Raw genomic sequence first — 15,893 nt, forward strand, 5'->3', positions numbered from 1 at the left:
GTCGCTCAGCCGTGTACCGGCTGTATCGACATCGGGATGATCAATCAGCCCAAGGTCGGGCGCTCGGCCCGATTTTAGCGCTCAGAAATTTACATCCGTGTTCAATGGCCGACCGCAAATCCTTGAGATTGGATTGTGATTAAATGACTGACGATGCGACGCCATCATGAGCGGCAATAACGATCGCCATCCTGACGCAATTGCGTCCCTCGGCTTTTGCACGATAAGGCGCTGGTCCGCCGCAGTCAGCAGGACGTGAGGCATTTCGGCCGACCCGCCAGATCGGGCCACCGCAGTGGCAACGTCGACACTGACAGTGACAACTTTGCTGGCGTGCGATGCGTCGGGATGTGGAATGGCCAGCGCTTCGATCGTTTGGCGGACGCGCTCGGCGCATAGTATCTCGGTGGTTGACGACGACCGTTGCAGGACGATTGCAAGCTCTTCGCCGCCGTATCGCGCCACCAGGTGCGCGGGGTCGTCGACGCCGGCTTCGGTTGCTCGTCCGACCGCCCGCAGGCAGTCGTCGCCTACCTGATGACCGAAAGCGTCGTTGAATTCTTTGAAGTTGTCGATATCGAGCATGATCAGCGACATCTCGGAGCTTGACCGGACCGTCTCCGACCATTCTTGCGCAAGCGCGATGTTCCACCTGTTCGGCTACCGGCTGATCCCGCGCATCCGCAACCTCAAGTTGCGCCGGTGTTCGTGATTAATCCCGACCCGGCCTACGCGCCTTTGGCCCCGCTGGTCGGTGGTAAGATCGACACGCGCCGTATCGAGCCTCACCGGGACGAGGTCCTGCGTCTCGGTGCCTCAATCGGCTCCGGTCTGGTGCCCCCTTCGGTAATCCTGAAGAAGATCGCCGCCACCCCGCGGCAGAACGGCCTGTCGCTCGCGCTGCGCGAGATCGGCCGGATCGAACGCTCGATCTTTATCTGCGACTGGCTGCTCGATCCCAAGCTGCGCCGGCGCTCGCACGCCATACTTAACAAGGGCGAAAGCCGCCACGCTCTCGCTCGTGCCGTCTTCCTCCATCAGCTCGGTGAACTCAGCAACCGGATCACCGAAACGATGGCCCACCGCGCCTCCGGGCTAAACTTCGTGGTCAACGCCATCATTCTGTGGGACACCGTCTACCTCAGCCGCGCCGTCCACTTCGTCGCCGACTAGGGCGTGACTATTCCGGATGCCCTTCTTACTTAAATCACGCCGCTCCCCTGGAGTTATATAGCGCTTACCGGCGACTATATCTGGAACGAAATTGACCAACCACTCGAACGCTACCGCCCGCTGCAAGCCAATCGGTTCAATCCAAAGACCTTCCTGTCGCTTTAGCGTCCATGGCTGAAGGAATTTCCACGGAGCCCCATAGTCGACGACATGGCCGCGCTTGCCGCTGGCATCAGCACGACCGCGATCGAGGGTCATCAGTTGCGTGCCACCCATGAACAGGTCGAGCCGGTTGTCACGCAGTCGGACCCGCAACCGGTGCCCGATCAGCCGCGACGGGACGGTGTAGAACACCATCCGCAGCGTGAACCCGCTCGACGAGGTGACGGTGACGATCGTCTCCTCCCAGTCGCAGGTTCGTCGCCCCGGCAAGGGTTCCAGCACCGCGCGCTCGGCCTCGATGCGCCTGACGATCCGGGCGTTCTGGCGCCCGACGATCTCGTCGATGAAGCCTCGATAGGCAGCGAGATCGGTGAAGTCGCTGCTGCCGCGCATCAGCAGCGTGTCGGCAACCGCCTTCTTCAGGTGGCCGTGCGGCTTCTCGAACGATCCGTTTTCGTGCGCGACGCCGCGGTTGTCGCGGCTCGGCACCATGCCGTAATGCGCGCAGAGCGCGTCGTACCGCGTGGTCGGGTCCGCGCGGGCATCGGCGTCGAAGTTACGGACCACCGCCGACAGGCTGTCGCTGCGGTGTTCGAGCGGTGCGCCGCCGAACGCCCACAGCGCGTTCAGCAGGCCTTCGGCCAGCTCCACGTAGCTCTCGCCGCCGAGCACCACGTGCGCACGCCCGAAGCCGCTGCACGCCAGCCGGAAGTGATAGAGGCGATGATCGAGGATCACACCGGCGATGGTGACGCCCAACGTGCCCAAATCGGTGAAGTCCAACAGCGCCATCCGTCCCGGGTCGTGGATCTAGCGGAAGATCACCTCGCGATCGGTGCCGTGTTGCGCTCTCCATGCTCGGATCCGACGCTCAAGCATCCGCCGCACGCCCGAAGCGAGGCCGCTATGCCGTCGCTGCAACTCTTCGAACACCGCCACCGCGCGCAACCCCGGTGCCGCCGTCAGCATCGGCACGACCACAGTGTCGAAGATATCCGCCAGCGGATTGGGCCGCCGCCGCATGCGAACCGGCACCTTGTGCGACGGCAGCCTGCCGTCCTGTTCGAAGCGATATCCGGACGCCGTGCTAAATGACGCCTTAGCTGCCGCGAAACGCAGCGCGTCTGTCTCTCGGAACTTCAGGTAGAGCCTCATCTGGTGATCGGTGACGTGTCGACCGGGCACGAACAGATCCCTCGACGAGAAAATCCATCCTAATATCCGGTCGGTCACGATCAGCGGACGACCTACCCCTTGCGGGGAAAGACGCTTTTGCCGGGGTCCGGCCTCCGCTCGGGCTACGCCCTCCCTTCAGCCGCACCCCGGCAAGCCGTTCTCATCCTGATTGACGCGCGTTCTCACCTGATTGTCGCGCAGCCGACGACGGAGGCGAGAACTGGGCCGTCATCTCCAGCATGATCGAAACCTGCAGCAATCTACGGCTGAACGAGCTTATGCCTTGGAGCTACCCCCCCCCAGCGGGGTGAGACCATCGCTTACCATCAGCATGCTGGTCGAGAGGACAAAATGTCGTCTATGCAGTCTCAGCGTAGTCAGTAAATTTGGAAAAGTGGATGTATACCCAGCTAACGCGCTACGCCGTAGCGGGCGCAAGCGCCTCCGCGGTTTACTCGCTGGTTTATCTTCTCTTCGCAAACCGCCTGTTACCGCCGGGGCAAGCTGTCATTGCGGTGGTCCCGGCATTCTTGGTTTCGCTGCTGATCAGCTTCCAGCTCCACAGCCGCTGGAGCTTCGCTGGGCACGGCAGCCGAGATGAAAAAGTCAGCCAGCCGCTGCGCTTTTTCTTCGTCCAGTCGGCCGGAATGCTTGCAAACTTTTTCATCACCTATCTAGTGACCAAAATTTTGATGCAGCCGAACTGGGTGGCGCTTGTACCGAGCCTGACGCTGACGCCAATCCTTACTTTCTTGCTGCAGCGGCGCTGGGTGTTTCGCTAAGCGCAGTGGCTGTCAGTGAAGAATGCGTTACAGCGGGCAGGTGGACGACGCGCAGGCCGACTCTAATCTTGCGGGGCAACGCCTCGTCCATCGCCGCAGCCACGGCCGGGTTGTAGCGCTCGTCAAACCAAATGAAACCGCGATCTCCATCGCTCACGACAGCACCGATGCGGTGGTCGCGAATGCGCTCGATCACCAGCTGCTCGTCCCATCTGCCTGCTCGGGTGAGCTCGGCGAAGATCGCCGGCTCCCAGACGACGTTTCGGTGCATCCGCATCAGGATCACCATCTCGTCGGAGATGATGTCGCCCCTCACGGGGTCGAGAAGACGCACGATTTCGGCGTCTTGAAGCCGCAGCACCTCGAGCGATCTCGCGTGCCTCAAGTCGCGATGGCCGAGCGTCCAGAGTGTCAGTATGAGCGGGACCGCGGCCCAACCGGCAGCGCGCACAGTCGAACCGTTCGCAAGCTGCTTCGAAGCCGCTTCCACCAGCAACGCGAACGCGAACGCCGCGAAGACCGCCAGCCCCGCCTCCCACTGAATATAGTAAGAGCTACTCGAGCCGAACTTACCGGTGGTCACCAACGACAACGTCGCAATCGGAACGAAGAGCAACATCGCGGCAGTCGTGAGGTCAAGTTCAGACCAGCGACGTCGATTATGCCTTGAATTGGTTAAAATCAAAAAAAACCCCACAGCCGCGAGCATTAACAAAGGGATGTCCGATTTTGTGGCATGATACAAATTAGGAAGTAACCGAGCGACTTCGAAGCGGTTGATATTATACAGGAACAAGTGGCGAAGCACCCCGCCATTGGTTTGCCATGTCAGCGCAGCAATTACGACGAGCCCGAGCAGCACCGTTGCTGTGATTGCGGGAACAGCGCGTCGCGGCCTGAGCAGCAGCAATGCTCCGAAGCTAGCTGCCGCGGTAACGACCGAAACCTGCTTGCTGAAAACGGAGAGGACGAAGCAAATCGCGGCAAGGTAGATCAAGGCCGGCCGCTGATCGCTTCGCGTAATGCACCACAACCCGGCGAGAGCAAAAAAGCAGGCGATGGCATCGACCCGCATTTGCGGTGCCCACGTGTGGACCGCCTGGAAGAGAAGAAAGACGATCATCGCCGCCGCCATCGCTACCCCGGCGATCAACGGACGTCGCGGCTGCGTCAGGCGTCGCGCAAGGTCGCCGATAATCAGCGCTGATCCGGCCGTAGATATCAGTGAAACGACGCGGCCCGAGACCAGCGGATCAAGGCCCGTCTCCGCCAGCGCGGCAGCGGTTAGATGAAAGACGGGGGGATAATGAAAAACGATCGCAGGGAAGCCATCGATGGGGGCATATCCCCGGCCGGCCGCGATCTCGACCATCTGTTTCCAGACAATCCCCTCATTGTAGTCGAGCGCGTAGGGAAAAGGCACCGCCCGGTAGAACCACCATAGTACGGTAGCGACCGGCACGGAGATGAGCATCGCCAAGAGAACGAGATACGTACCTTCGACTCTTTTACGCGTTAAAGGGGACATCGTTCAGGCGGCCGCGCGCGGGCGTGCGACGACCAGCATCTGCTTACCCATTGGCTTGAGGGGGCTTCTGAGGTAGGCACCGATTAGAAACTCCGACGTCGGCAGCCGAGATTTGAGTGTCAACGGCAGAAACTGCGGATGGACTTCAAGCACCTCCCACCCGTTCGCCCCGAGAAAGTCGACGAGGCTGATGTCCGAATAGACCGCAACGTGGGTATAATCGTCAAAATATTCGCGATAAGCGAACCGGTAGTTTGGCTGCAAGATCGTGAGCTTGCCGCGCCTTGACAGGATCTCGCGCAGTCGCACTAGTACGGCGGCAAACTGATCCTGTCGGAGATGCTCGAACAGGTTCGAGGCGAAGGCGTAATCGATTGATCCGTCCTCGATGCCAACGAGCTCAGCGACCGAACCGATAATGACCTCCACGCCGGGGACGACGTGGTCACGCAAGCCTGGCCATTGGTCGGTCGCGATCCGCCGCTTGGCCCGCACGGTATTTATGAAGTCGCCATACCCGGAACCGAGATCGAGCACGGTATCGTCGACGCCTATTCGCTTGCTAAACCAGAAGCGCCACAGCGCGCGCCAGACCTTTGCCCGCTTGGGGTCCAACGCCAGACGGGTCTCGTGATAGGTGTTGTTCATGCCATCCATCGCCAGTCGAACACTATCCCGACGATCATACGAAGCCCGACCTTCAACCCGCGCAAATTGTTGATGTTACCACCCTTGCTCACGCCGACGCGCGGGTGAAAGGTGATAGGGCACTCGACGACGACAAGGTCTAAACCTAGCGCGCGATCGAGCAGGTGCGCATTGAATTCAAGATTGATGGCGGGGTTCAGCGCCGGAAGAAGGCGCAGCAGCGCGCTTCTGCGGCAGAGCTTATAAGTCGTGCCGACGTCAGTCATCGTACCACGACCGAGATGCTTGGCCTCAAGTAATTTACCGACGAACAGATTGCCGTAGTACATGAATGTGCTGAGTTGTGTCTGGTGCTGGCGCAGAGGCTCCACCGTCCGAGTGCCGTTTACGATATCGGCGTGTGGGGCGTAAGCGAGCAGTTTCTCGATGTCGTAGGAGCGGAATGTGAGGTCGCCCTCACACAGCACGACAAATTCGGTATCGTCATACGCTGCGCCTTCGCTCAGGCAGCGATACACGCAGCGACCGTAGCCGGGCTGCAATTCATTATGTGTAATCGCGCCCGCTTCCACGGCGCGCTCGAACGTGCGGTCGACGCTGTTGTTGCTTACCAGGATCACGCGTTCGACCAAGGAATTGTCGGCAAAGTCGCGGATCGCCGGGCCGACGCTTTCCTCGTCGTTATAGGCGGTCAGCGCGACCGTGACTCGGCGTCGATCAATCGCGTCATACCGAACAGGCAAATTAGGCTTTCGGTGCTGCAACAAATAAAGCAAATCGAACAACATAAGCGCCATGCCGATCGTCAGTGGAATGCCGCTATACCAGACAAGCCACTCAGCTACCGGGTCGAGATAGTGCCCGTAAGGCATAAGATACCGCGGAATCACGAGCGAAACCCCAAGCAAGTAACTGGTCATGCCCAGGCACGCGATCAATAGTCCATAGAGGAGATACGGCGGGTGACGCCGACGCCCGACCGCAAACTGTGCACCCTTATTAGCTGCCTCTAGCATTCCTGCTCGCCTCGGCCGTAATTCCCCGCCCGAAGGCTCATACCGTGTGGCACGATTGCTGCGCCGCGGCAATGTAAACAATGTGGTAACGACAGCTGCATTCCATGAAATATTACGCTGACAAGTTAGCGTCGACCCAGGTCGAATCGCCAATCAGAGGCCATCTGAACAATTTTATCTTAATTACCTTAAGCTGAACGGATCATAAACGATCCATTCACGCGGCGCGGCGCGCCCTGGGAGGGCCATCTCTCGGTAGACGGTCGCCCGGCCAAGGCCGAGCTGGCGTGCGGCCTCGGTCGGCGACATGCCCGATGCAACGAATTTAAGCTCGGCTTTTGCTTTCTCGGGATCGACCGGGCGACGCCCTGGCAGTTTGCCCTTCGCGCGCTCGGCGGCGATCGGGCCGATGGCCGCTCAACCTCAGCGGCACAAGAATGGCCGCATGAACTAACGTTCGCAATATGTTCGGCTTAAGGTAATTAAGATAACAATGCTTCCGGTGGCCTCTATTAGCCAGATCACCGACTGGTCAGCTCGGTGCCGTTGTCGCTGACCACGGTGCAGGGCAGCCCGCGACGTTCGGCAATGGCGCTCAGCTCGCGCACGACGCGCCGGCCGGACAACGAGGTATCGACAATGCACGCCAGGTACTCCCGGCTGTAGTCGTCGATGACCTTCAGAAGCCGGAACCGCCAGCTGTAGGCCGACGAGTCCGATACGAAGTCCAGGCTCCAACGCTGGTTAGGTCCCCGCGGGATCGCCATTGGCGCCCGCGTGCCCAGCGCGCGCTTGCCACCGCCACGCTTGCGCACGGTGAGCCGCTCCTCGCGATATAGCCGATAGACCCTCTTCAAGTTCATGCCATTACCCTCGCGCTTGAGAAGGATCGCCAGTCGGCGATAGCCGAACCGACGACGCTCGTTGGCGAGCTCGCGCATCCGCACACGCACAGCATCGTCCTTCCCGCGAAGCGGCTCATATTGCCATGCCGACCGGTTGACCGCGATCAGCCTGCAGGCGCGACGCTCGGAGAAGCCATGGTCGGCCATCAGCTTCTCCACCGCAGCGTAGCGCTCCACAGAGCGGGTCAGTTTTTTCCCAGCAGATCCTTCAACGCCGACACATCCAGCATCGACTCCGCCAGCAACTTCTTCAGCCGACGTTCTCATCCTCGAGTGCCCGCAGCCTCGCCACGTCGGACACCGTCAACTCACCGTATTTCGACCTCCAGTTGTAGAAGGTCGCGTCGATAATCCCATGCTTGCGACAAAGGTCGGCAGCCTTCACGCCAACCTCATGCTCGCGCAGCACGCCAATCATCTGCTCTTCGGTAAATCGGCTTCGCCGCATCGTTCGTCTCCATTAAACGAGCAAAATTACCAATGGCATGAATTCAGAAGAGCGGTTTACTGGAAATAACGGCGATGATAAGACCAGGTTTAGAGCAATTGCTCCTCTTGCAATGCGCACCATCGACCTTTTATTATCGACTCTCTCCGCGGCTGCAATTTTAGGGCCGAGAACGGAGTCCATCGCAACCTGAATAAGACCAATAAGCGCCACGATCTGCCATGCCGCGCAATATTGACCTAATACTGCTGTGACGAAATAGATTCATAATTATAATGTTTTGTAACAATCGGAAAAAGGATCACTTAGGTTCGACGCGAGTATCGGCAAAGACGAAACGATGAGAGGCCTTGCCCGTGACAGAATTGCTGAGCCCTAGCTCGGGGCTACCCTGCGTGCCATGATCCACCCGACAAAACATGCTACCAAGCTGTCGCTGAGGTACATTAAGGCCGGTTTAACAACCGCGATTCTAGACCCCGATAATTGCCAGACTAACAATCCAAACGCCGCAAGGGTAGCACCCAAGGGTCCATCTATCATCTGGGAATGGAAAATATGTCCCGACGCGCGCAGTAATACCGACGCTACTCGCTGCAGCCAAAGTGGAACAGTCGTCCAAATGATTACTGCGAGAATGGCGCACATGTGAGCATTATGCCTAGGTCTTAACTAGGGATTATTCTGTATAGAAAGAGGCTGCAAGAAGTGGCAATTCCGCTAATTGCCACGATGCGTGTCACTAGTACAAACACGCCATTGGTATTTGCTTCATTCTTAAAATGTGATTCTCCGACAATCGACCTTACGAGAACATTATCCAGCCCAATAAGTGATACGAACGAAAAGATCGTTACGGTCGTGATCCCTAACCCGACGCTTCCACCTCTCGAAGGGCCTACTATACGAGCAATCTGCCATGTAAGCCCAAAGCTTGTTACAGCGCGCCACGCTTTTTTCCAGCAAAAGCGATAACGGTTTTCCCACCGAGACGATGATCCGCGAATATTGATAAAGGATTATTTGTTGCCACTAACGCGAGATCTTATTTTAGACTTAACCAGGAGGTATCAACTATGTTATGATAAAGTACTTTGCCGATGGAAGCAGCGGCGTTGGGTCGATTGAGAAATATGTAAGATCAAATAGCTCCAGGCGCTCGACTATTGCGAACGCCGTAATTTCCTCAAGCGCAACACCGACAAGCTCCCCCCTAAACATCTCATAATGATCGGCAATCTCAGTACTATCTGAAATAAGTTTTATCACACGAGTCTGCTGTAGGGTTGTGCTCGCGGCCATCGGCCAATCGTCGTTTGCGGGATTAATCAAATTTGACATTTATATTATCCTGCACATTATTGCTCAATTACCGAGTCGGTAGCACTAATGTCAACGCTCAAGCCCAGCGCCCTTCCTCTCGGTAACCGGACGGTCTGAAGCGTTCCGGTGTCCCGAAGGCGGTCCAGTTTAAGAAACACTTCCGTATCGAGGTTTTCTTTGGCGGCTTTGCAATCGGCTTCGGGATCTGCCGGCAGGGAGTGCTCGATAGAGCTAAAGAGCCTATAGCTGTTGAACTAGTCGACAAAACCAATCGTTTTCATGTTACATCGGCGAGCGAGGCTTGCGGGTCGATATCGTTGAACTTGGCGGTACCGATGAGCGAGCAAATCAACGCAGCGCGCTGTCCACCGCGTTCGGAGCCGGCGAACAGCCACGACTTACTGTCGAGGGCGATCCCGTGCAGAGGCCGCTTGGCGGCGTTGATGGTTAGGAAGATGCAGCCATTGGCAAGGGAGCGAGTGAACGCGGGCCAATCCTTGAGCATTCAGTTGATCGCCACCGCAACCGGGTTATGCCGGGCAAGCGTCGCACGCTGCTGGCGCAACCAGTGTTCGAGCTTTGCGACGAGCCGGGTGGCGAATCCTGAAGCACGGTAAGCCGCTCGTTGACGGTCTTGCCGCAGATTCCGTGCTCAATGTCGAAGATGCAGTCGATCCGCGCCACCGCCTAGAGCGGAGATGGCGAGATCACAGGGGGCAATGTCGAGCTTGTGCTTCACCAGGGTGGCGACGTCGGCGAGAACGGAGAACTTGCGCCGTGGTGTGTCCAGCACAGCGCGCGGGCGACGAGCCCGGCGGAGCGTTCCGACTTGAGCAGCTCGTCGTACCTGGCATAGGAGCAGGCCTTCATGATGCCGTTGTAGTAGGCCAAATAATCATGCAAATGCTCGCCGCTCCGGTCGCGCGAATAGTGGAACAGCGCTGCTGGAGGGGATGGGCCACCGAATGGCCGGTCATTGCGGACATTTGGTCCATATGACGCCGATATTGGTGCTGACCTTGTCAAGCAGAGGCAAGGTGGTATCGTGGACTTGCCGACGTTCGGCGGCAAGGTCGACACCTACCGAGCGAGAACACGATCGCCGCGGTCGATGAACCATCAGCGTATTCACCCGGCGCTGATCGAAACTGGACGGTGAAACTGAATGTCCAAGTGTCACGGGCGGCAATCTTGCAGGCTTTTGAGAGAGGCCTCGAATATCTTGAGCTCGAGAATTGACATTCGGCGACTGGTTAGCAGCTTGAGCACCACGGTAGCGGCATATCCGTTCGGGCTCATCCAACTAAGTACGTTGAGGTAGGTTCTCGTGGTAATCTAATGGCCTTCCTACGCCACGATCTGGGACCAACATCGGCCAGCGACAAGCCCGCGTGAATAAAGGCTTCGGCAAGAAACCATTAGATCTCGCGACGAAGGCGCGTTGATCTGTTGCAGGGGTGGGAAGTTAGGCGCAGCGCCGTTTTGATAAGCCTAAGAATGACCGCATATGAAGAGAAATCGGGCGGCTCCCATGCCGAATGCTCGCAGTCAATCCGAGCGGTGGCTCGGCAACTGCTCGATCTTCATCCGTTGGTCACATCGATCACCGGCGGCGTCTCCAGACAACTGAGGTTTTCGTAAGCGCGAGAGCGCATGCTGCTCTCGCGCAGGCCCTGTCGGATATGCTCGAGCCATGCTGCGTCAGGACCTTCAGCATCAATACCAAGCCAATAGGTTGGGTTTTTCCAATCTCCAATCGACATACCGAATTCTCCCCGATGCCACCTCTCGCAGCTTACGGCGGGAATACATCAACGTTCCTCGTTACCATAGCGTAAATGGGCGACGTGCTTTACTCTCTAGACGAAATTATGCCCGCGAGGAAGATTAAGCCGGTAAGTATGGAGCCGCCGGGTATCTACTGTACGTCAAGCCTGCTACTCCACCTTATCTTCATCATCCTTGGCGATTCCCCACCGTCGTAGATTCTTTCTTACGCGGGCAGCTGCAGATGCCTCGAAGATAAAGTCGATCGCAAACGACGCCAACAGCATAAATGCAAAGCAAAGAAGAATTCTCTCGGGCGTGAAAGCTGTCCGGGAGGTGCGTAGGTTTAAACCAATCGCAGAGGAAAGGATCATTACAACGAGATAGCTAATCACTCTTATCATCATAATTGCCCAAGTCCGTGAAAGCAGTCTTAAACAGCCCTGTTTAAATGCCTGTTACCTGACTTAAGCAAGAAGAGGCTACCGGGCGTCCTCCGCTCACCTAAACACCGCTACATTCGAAAAGATGCATCTGGCGGCTTAGAAACGGCTACATTCGGCGCTTCGCGCAAATAGAGCGCTTCTTGATCAGGCTACGACAGGTGTCGAGTTTGCTGACGACGTGACGCCTGGGAGCGCCACATCCTCAGATGGATCCGCAGCAGGCCGTCGCGTCAAGGCTTTGCCGTGGCTCACGCGCTCGCGAGCAACGAGACCCATTACTCACAGCGCTCCAAAAACAGTCTCGATAAAACTCGTACGAAAGTTGAGCGTCACCGAACCAGACGACCTTATGTCTTATACAACGATAGTATAGATGACTTCTCCGCAATCGTTAAATCTGAGGTCGCCACTTCGCCGGTCGCATACGCGAAGCCCGCAAAGCAGATATAAACCAAGATGATTGATACTATAATTAGGCGCGATAGAGTTGATGCGAAGAGCGACGATTCTTGTGCGCGACCGTCTAGACTGCTGGTACGGTCGCGTGAGCCAGACTCTGATCGGTCAACCTTGCTCAAAATCAACGCTCCAGAGCGCCCTGCAGCCGACGTTGCTGAAGCCGAAAACCAGCAGGATTGCCGCCGCACGCGATATAGCACATACAAGGCTTGTATTGAGTCAGTCAACACATTCGGCTAGCTGCAGCGACATCGGGCAGACGCAAATTCCCTAAAATCTGTCCTCCCGTTGACGGCTCGCTTCGTCGTCCGACTTTCCGTCGGGGTCGAGGTCATAGCCTAACTGCAAATGAGCAAAATGGGGGGGTTAGGTCAAATTCGATGTCCAATCGTGACGAAGTCTCGATGTTGGGGCAAACCATCCGCAGCAGAATGTTGAAACCCGCAGGAGGAGTAAGGCCTTTGACAGGTTGAGCGACAGATTACGATCTAGTCTGCTTGGCGCGAAAAACCCCGAGGACGCTGCCGCCGGGTCCCTCCCGGACACCACAAAGCTCTCTAGCCGACTGCCCGTGTTTCATCTCGATTATGCGGCGCCAAGTTTGAATGTCGGACCTATTGGGCATGCCCAATAGGTTTAAGGGTAGCTCCTCATAGTGCTCGCCGTCGTCCATTCTTTCATCCTTTGAGCAATATTTCTGTCGGGTGATTTGATTCTCAGCTTCAACCCGATAACAACACGCACTCGAACACTCAACTGGTAGCTCGACACTTTTTGAAAGCTCGACAGGCACGTTGTCCGGCACGGACGCTATTCGCTTTAAGGGAAAATCGATAAGAAAGCACATGCCGGATTGGGGTATCGCTTATCCAGCAACGGGAGTCTGGCACTGAAGACGGGTCAGGCGCTCGCTCTCGCGGCGGTCGTTGATGGTGGTATCGAAAATGAGCCCGCTGAATGTACAGAGGACGGAGGAGAGGAAGCGCGGCGCCAGCCCGGTCTGCATGCAGATGACGACCAGTGAGCGATGGCGACGAGTCTAATAAGTAATACAGCATGACCATCGTCCATAGGATGTTCGGTGCCGGTGTAGATTGACAGCTTCGACGTCGAACCCGTCGAAAGGATCGGGAAGTTCTTGAGGCAGAGCAGCGAGTAGACCGGTAGCCGGCTAGGATGTCGCCGACGATACGCCACATCCGCGTAAACAGTCCAGCTAGGCTAGAAAGCAGTTGCCGCGCTCGTGTCCGAGCCTGTAAGCCGTGGTCAAGCACCTTCAAACATTAGGACTTTACGGGGGGGGAGTGCGCTCGATCCGGCAATGCTTGCCGAGGTCGTTACCATCCTCCTGCCGCACAGCGCCGGTCAGGCGCTGGTCGGCCAACAGATCGGGGGGCGGCATGACCGCCAATATTGATGGCGCGGAGCCGACCCTACTGCTCAACCACCTCTTTCTGCAGTCGATCAAGCAGAACTGGTATGCCTTCGCCAAACCCTCTTATCGGCCGCGCCTACGGCAGCAAGGCCAAGCAAAGACCTTGGTGCCGTTCAAGATGATCAACGCCCGCTAACGCAGCTCGATGGGCATCATCGCCGAATTGGAGCAGGTCGTCTCCGATCCGTCAGGCGCAGATTAGTATCGAGAGATCACAAAGATTTCAGAAATATAGAGTTATAACTCGTAAGGATAAATCAGCGGCATTTCCCTCCTAATTTTTTCCACAACAACAAAAAGCTCGGACGCACCAGCCCAATTATGGAAGTAACAAGCAACAAACCAATTTGATTGCTCAGACCTCCGCGTCGAAATTGGTCCTATACGATAATCATACCCATACCTCGATCTATACAAGACTAAAGCAGTCTCCAATCGAGTCTCAACAACGTTACGGCGGACATACCCTATCATTAGACACCTTCGTTTTGGTTTGGGATAGCAACCGATATTTATCTACAATTGATGTTAAAAGGAAGAGAGCGCCGGGGCCGTTGGCCGAAGGATCGGCGATCGATATTTATTATTAGCCCCTCATTGCCATGGCTTCTGCGCAAAGCCTGCGCCGACGCTACCGCTGGGTCCCACCACCCCCGGGTGTCGGTCAACGTATTACCGACGCGATTCGCGAGCGATAACGTAGTCGGTCTCACCAAATCTGCGCTCGACGCCAGCGGGTTCGATCCTAGCCGGCTTAATCTTGAAGTCACCCAATAGCCTCAGCAGGCTTGCGCTGACGGCCCGGATTTGCCCCGATCCGCAGCAGGACGATCAACTGCGCCGGGTGCTCGGGGCGACCAATGGGGTCCAGGGCCGCGAGCATTCGGCATTGCGAGGTAACTCGCCGATCAAACCGACCATCGACAACAAAATTGCCGCTGACATAGCTTGGGCCGCAAAAAGGTCGATACACATAGGCGTCGATGACCGCCTGACGTCAGGTGTGGTGTTGTCCGGCAACATGTCGGACGCAATTTGCCTTAAGTGAGGAGCATCTGCAATTGAGGGCGGCAGCTGCCAGCAAAATCGCCCGGCGGCGAATGTCAGCTTTTCCTAAGCTCTTTGCCGAGAGTCGCCAGTCCGGAACCGGCCCAAGACCCCCGGAATACGGAAGCCGCCAGCGGCAATTGAGAGCGCGAATTCGGACCGGCGATAACAGGGTGGATTTACGGCCGGGCAGCTTTGGGGCGCTGAGGCTGGAGTAGGCGGCCGTTCGTTCAAACGTCGCCGGCCGGCAACTACGCGCCTAAATTCTGGCCAATCAAAGCCGCTGTGACACCGAAAAACTGCTATGCCAGACGATCTTGGCCCCTAGGCTTGCTCGTAAGTGTCCCCTACGCGACCAACGACTTCGAGCGTCGACGGGCGGCGGAGCCGACCATCGCGAAGCCGGCGATCATCATCGTCCATGTCGCGGCTTCGGGCACGCTGCCTACCGTGACGCCGTCGATGAAGGCTGTCTCATCCGACGTCGACAGCCCACGGAATGATACCGTGTAGATCTGCCCTGCCGTGACTACGGCGGTGCCGCTCAGCTGCTCAAACGCCTGCCCACTGTGAGTTGTGAAGGTGCCAAGCGAGCCGAGCTCGATACCCGAGCCGGTTACTGAAACGTCATAAGTTTGATCGCCGCCGTAAGATCCCGAGCTCGGCCGGCCCGCGGACAGCCATGACACCATAAGCGTGCCAGACTTGGTGGCAGTGAAATTCTGGTAGATTGAAGTGCTCGTTTGAAGGGCGTAAAACTGGTCACCATCCTGACCCGCTGGGGGTGTCGCGCCGTACCAGGCGCTGCTGCCTTGGGCATTTACCAGCGCGCCCGTCCCGGTCCAGCCAACCGGCTGTGTCGAATAGCTATAGCCGCCGGCGCCAAGGTTAGGCGTCTCGAAGCTGCCGTCTATGAGCGTCGTCGCGCCAGCGTGGCCGGTGATGGCGAGCGAGGCGGCGGCAAGAGCGATTAGAGTACGCATAGTATAACCCCAGAAGTGTCGATAAGTTAGATGCACGTTAAGTTAGATGCACGTTTCGTGCCAGGCGCCTGTGCCCTACGGTAAACACCTCATTTCATTAACGTAATGTAAACTCTACCTTACAATATGGAGGGTGAACTGGGACCGGCTGCGCTCGGCCAACCGCTTGCGCTCGCGCTCGTCAACGGTATTCCATGCGGCGATCGACACTGCGATGCAGTGCACATTGTCCGAGCGTCTTCAATCGACATCCGACATGATCGACCGCATTGTCAGGCGACGGCGACATGGTGCCCGCGTCGTTGCCGCCATCGGGATCAGTCCTCATGGCGACCGGCGATCCTCAGCTGGCGGACGATGCCATTGAATGCCGCCGTCGTCCCCTGCGCCCGTCCGATCTCGTTGGGCTGTCCTGCAGCGTCCCAGAACAGTTCGAGCGGCCAGCGCTCGGGGCAATGCGGCAGCAGGCAGCGCAGTGCGAGCCGCACCTCGACCCCGGCGACCGGCGAGGTGCCCGAACGGACCATCGCCGCTCTCAGGATGTGAAGCGACAACGAGACGATGACGCGCTGATGCCGGGGGAGATCGGTCACGG

General features: G+C 57.6%; 14 protein-coding genes and 4 pseudogenes. 4 read left to right on the forward strand and 14 right to left on the reverse strand.

Translation table 11 applies throughout. From position 1 onward, the window contains the following. Positions 1-81: 81 nt before the first annotated feature. Positions 82-597 carry a diguanylate cyclase gene (locus tag KTC28_RS19310; RefSeq protein ID WP_255602581.1) on the reverse strand — a complete coding sequence of 172 codons (516 nt, stop codon included), beginning with the start codon at positions 595-597 and terminating at the stop codon, positions 82-84. Positions 598-640: 43 nt separating this feature from the next. Here KTC28_RS19310 and KTC28_RS19315 point away from each other — a divergent pair. Beyond that, positions 641-1,338 (forward strand): annotated as a pseudogene (locus KTC28_RS19315) (Tn3 family transposase); the annotation flags it as partial. 33 nt (positions 1,339-1,371) lie between these two features. Here KTC28_RS19315 and istA read toward each other — a convergent pair. Next, positions 1,372-2,520: pseudogene (istA, locus tag KTC28_RS19320) on the reverse strand (IS21 family transposase); the annotation flags it as partial. 389 nt (positions 2,521-2,909) lie between these two features. On the opposite strand from istA, the gene KTC28_RS19325 reads away from it, so the two are divergent. Continuing rightward, on the forward strand, positions 2,910-3,293 hold the full coding sequence (locus tag KTC28_RS19325) for a GtrA family protein (protein WP_216710524.1): 384 nt from the start codon (positions 2,910-2,912) through the stop codon (positions 3,291-3,293). Here KTC28_RS19325 and KTC28_RS19330 read toward each other — a convergent pair. From KTC28_RS19330 to KTC28_RS19375, 10 genes and pseudogenes are all read right to left on the reverse strand, one after another. Beyond that, complete coding sequence (locus tag KTC28_RS19330) at positions 3,256-4,773, reverse strand: ArnT family glycosyltransferase (protein ID WP_216710523.1); 1,518 nt, start codon at positions 4,771-4,773, stop codon at positions 3,256-3,258. The two genes, KTC28_RS19325 and KTC28_RS19330, sit on opposite strands and share 38 nt — an antisense overlap. A gap of 51 nt (positions 4,774-4,824) precedes the next feature. Next, entirely contained in the window at positions 4,825-5,469 is a 645-nt protein-coding gene (locus KTC28_RS19335) for a methyltransferase domain-containing protein (RefSeq protein WP_216710522.1), read from the reverse strand. Further along, positions 5,466-6,389 (reverse strand): glycosyltransferase, encoded by a 924-nt coding sequence (locus tag KTC28_RS19340; RefSeq protein WP_255602583.1) that lies wholly within the window; start codon positions 6,387-6,389, stop codon positions 5,466-5,468. The genes KTC28_RS19335 and KTC28_RS19340 overlap by 4 nt, the downstream gene beginning before the upstream one ends. 279 nt (positions 6,390-6,668) lie before the next feature. Beyond that, a pseudogene (locus tag KTC28_RS22995) lies at positions 6,669-6,887 on the reverse strand (hypothetical protein); the annotation flags it as partial. Between the two features lie 125 nt (positions 6,888-7,012). Further along, positions 7,013-7,838 (reverse strand): annotated as a pseudogene (locus KTC28_RS23000) (transposase); the annotation flags it as partial. 1,074 nt (positions 7,839-8,912) lie between these two features. Further along, positions 8,913-9,179, reverse strand: coding sequence for a hypothetical protein (locus KTC28_RS19355; RefSeq protein WP_216710518.1), 267 nt, complete (start codon positions 9,177-9,179; stop codon positions 8,913-8,915). 259 nt (positions 9,180-9,438) lie between these two features. Beyond that, positions 9,439-9,666, reverse strand: coding sequence for an IS66 family transposase (locus KTC28_RS19360; protein ID WP_216710517.1), 228 nt, complete (start codon positions 9,664-9,666; stop codon positions 9,439-9,441). A gap of 230 nt (positions 9,667-9,896) precedes the next feature. Next, complete coding sequence (locus tag KTC28_RS19365) at positions 9,897-10,241, reverse strand: IS66 family transposase (RefSeq protein ID WP_255602584.1); 345 nt, start codon at positions 10,239-10,241, stop codon at positions 9,897-9,899. Positions 10,242-10,744: 503 nt separating this feature from the next. Then, positions 10,745-10,924 (reverse strand): hypothetical protein, encoded by a 180-nt coding sequence (locus KTC28_RS19370; protein ID WP_216710515.1) that lies wholly within the window; start codon positions 10,922-10,924, stop codon positions 10,745-10,747. A 174-nt stretch (positions 10,925-11,098) separates the two neighbouring features. Then, positions 11,099-11,323, reverse strand: a complete 225-nt coding sequence (locus KTC28_RS19375) for a hypothetical protein (protein WP_216710514.1) — start codon at positions 11,321-11,323, stop codon at positions 11,099-11,101. Positions 11,324-13,233: 1,910 nt separating this feature from the next. Here KTC28_RS19375 and KTC28_RS19380 point away from each other — a divergent pair. Together KTC28_RS19380 and KTC28_RS19385 are read left to right on the forward strand one after the other, a co-directional pair. Continuing rightward, a complete protein-coding gene (locus KTC28_RS19380; RefSeq protein WP_216710513.1) occupies positions 13,234-13,404 on the forward strand; it encodes a hypothetical protein in 171 nt (56 codons plus the stop codon). Between the two features lie 624 nt (positions 13,405-14,028). Next, complete coding sequence (locus KTC28_RS19385) at positions 14,029-14,316, forward strand: hypothetical protein (protein WP_216710512.1); 288 nt, start codon at positions 14,029-14,031, stop codon at positions 14,314-14,316. Between the two features lie 346 nt (positions 14,317-14,662). On the opposite strand, the gene KTC28_RS19390 is transcribed toward KTC28_RS19385, so the two are convergent. Then, on the reverse strand, positions 14,663-15,298 hold the full coding sequence (locus tag KTC28_RS19390; RefSeq protein WP_216710511.1) for a PEPxxWA-CTERM sorting domain-containing protein: 636 nt from the start codon (positions 15,296-15,298) through the stop codon (positions 14,663-14,665). A gap of 317 nt (positions 15,299-15,615) precedes the next feature. Beyond that, positions 15,616-15,891 carry a hypothetical protein gene (locus KTC28_RS19395; RefSeq protein ID WP_216710510.1) on the reverse strand — a complete coding sequence of 92 codons (276 nt, stop codon included), beginning with the start codon at positions 15,889-15,891 and terminating at the stop codon, positions 15,616-15,618. Positions 15,892-15,893: the final 2 nt, after the last annotated feature.

Source organism: Polymorphobacter megasporae (assembly GCF_018982885.2).
Lineage (GTDB): Bacteria > Pseudomonadota > Alphaproteobacteria > Sphingomonadales > Sphingomonadaceae > Polymorphobacter_B > Polymorphobacter_B megasporae.

Coding starts and splice junctions, on each gene's coding strand:
- KTC28_RS19355 (WP_216710518.1), bottom strand. CDS start 9,179: ATGTCAAATTTGATTAATCCCGCAAACGACGATTGGCCGATGGCCGCG.
- KTC28_RS19370 (WP_216710515.1), bottom strand. CDS start 10,924: ATGTCGATTGGAGATTGGAAAAACCCAACCTATTGGCTTGGTATTGAT.
- KTC28_RS19310 (WP_255602581.1), bottom strand. CDS start 597: ATGTCGCTGATCATGCTCGATATCGACAACTTCAAAGAATTCAACGAC.
- KTC28_RS19390 (WP_216710511.1), bottom strand. CDS start 15,298: ATGCGTACTCTAATCGCTCTTGCCGCCGCCTCGCTCGCCATCACCGGC.
- KTC28_RS19335 (WP_216710522.1), bottom strand. CDS start 5,469: ATGAACAACACCTATCACGAGACCCGTCTGGCGTTGGACCCCAAGCGG.
- KTC28_RS19325 (WP_216710524.1), top strand. CDS start 2,910: ATGTATACCCAGCTAACGCGCTACGCCGTAGCGGGCGCAAGCGCCTCC.
- KTC28_RS19360 (WP_216710517.1), bottom strand. CDS start 9,666: ATGCTCAAGGATTGGCCCGCGTTCACTCGCTCCCTTGCCAATGGCTGC.
- KTC28_RS19340 (WP_255602583.1), bottom strand. CDS start 6,389: ATGACCAGTTACTTGCTTGGGGTTTCGCTCGTGATTCCGCGGTATCTT.
- KTC28_RS19380 (WP_216710513.1), top strand. CDS start 13,234: ATGACCGCCAATATTGATGGCGCGGAGCCGACCCTACTGCTCAACCAC.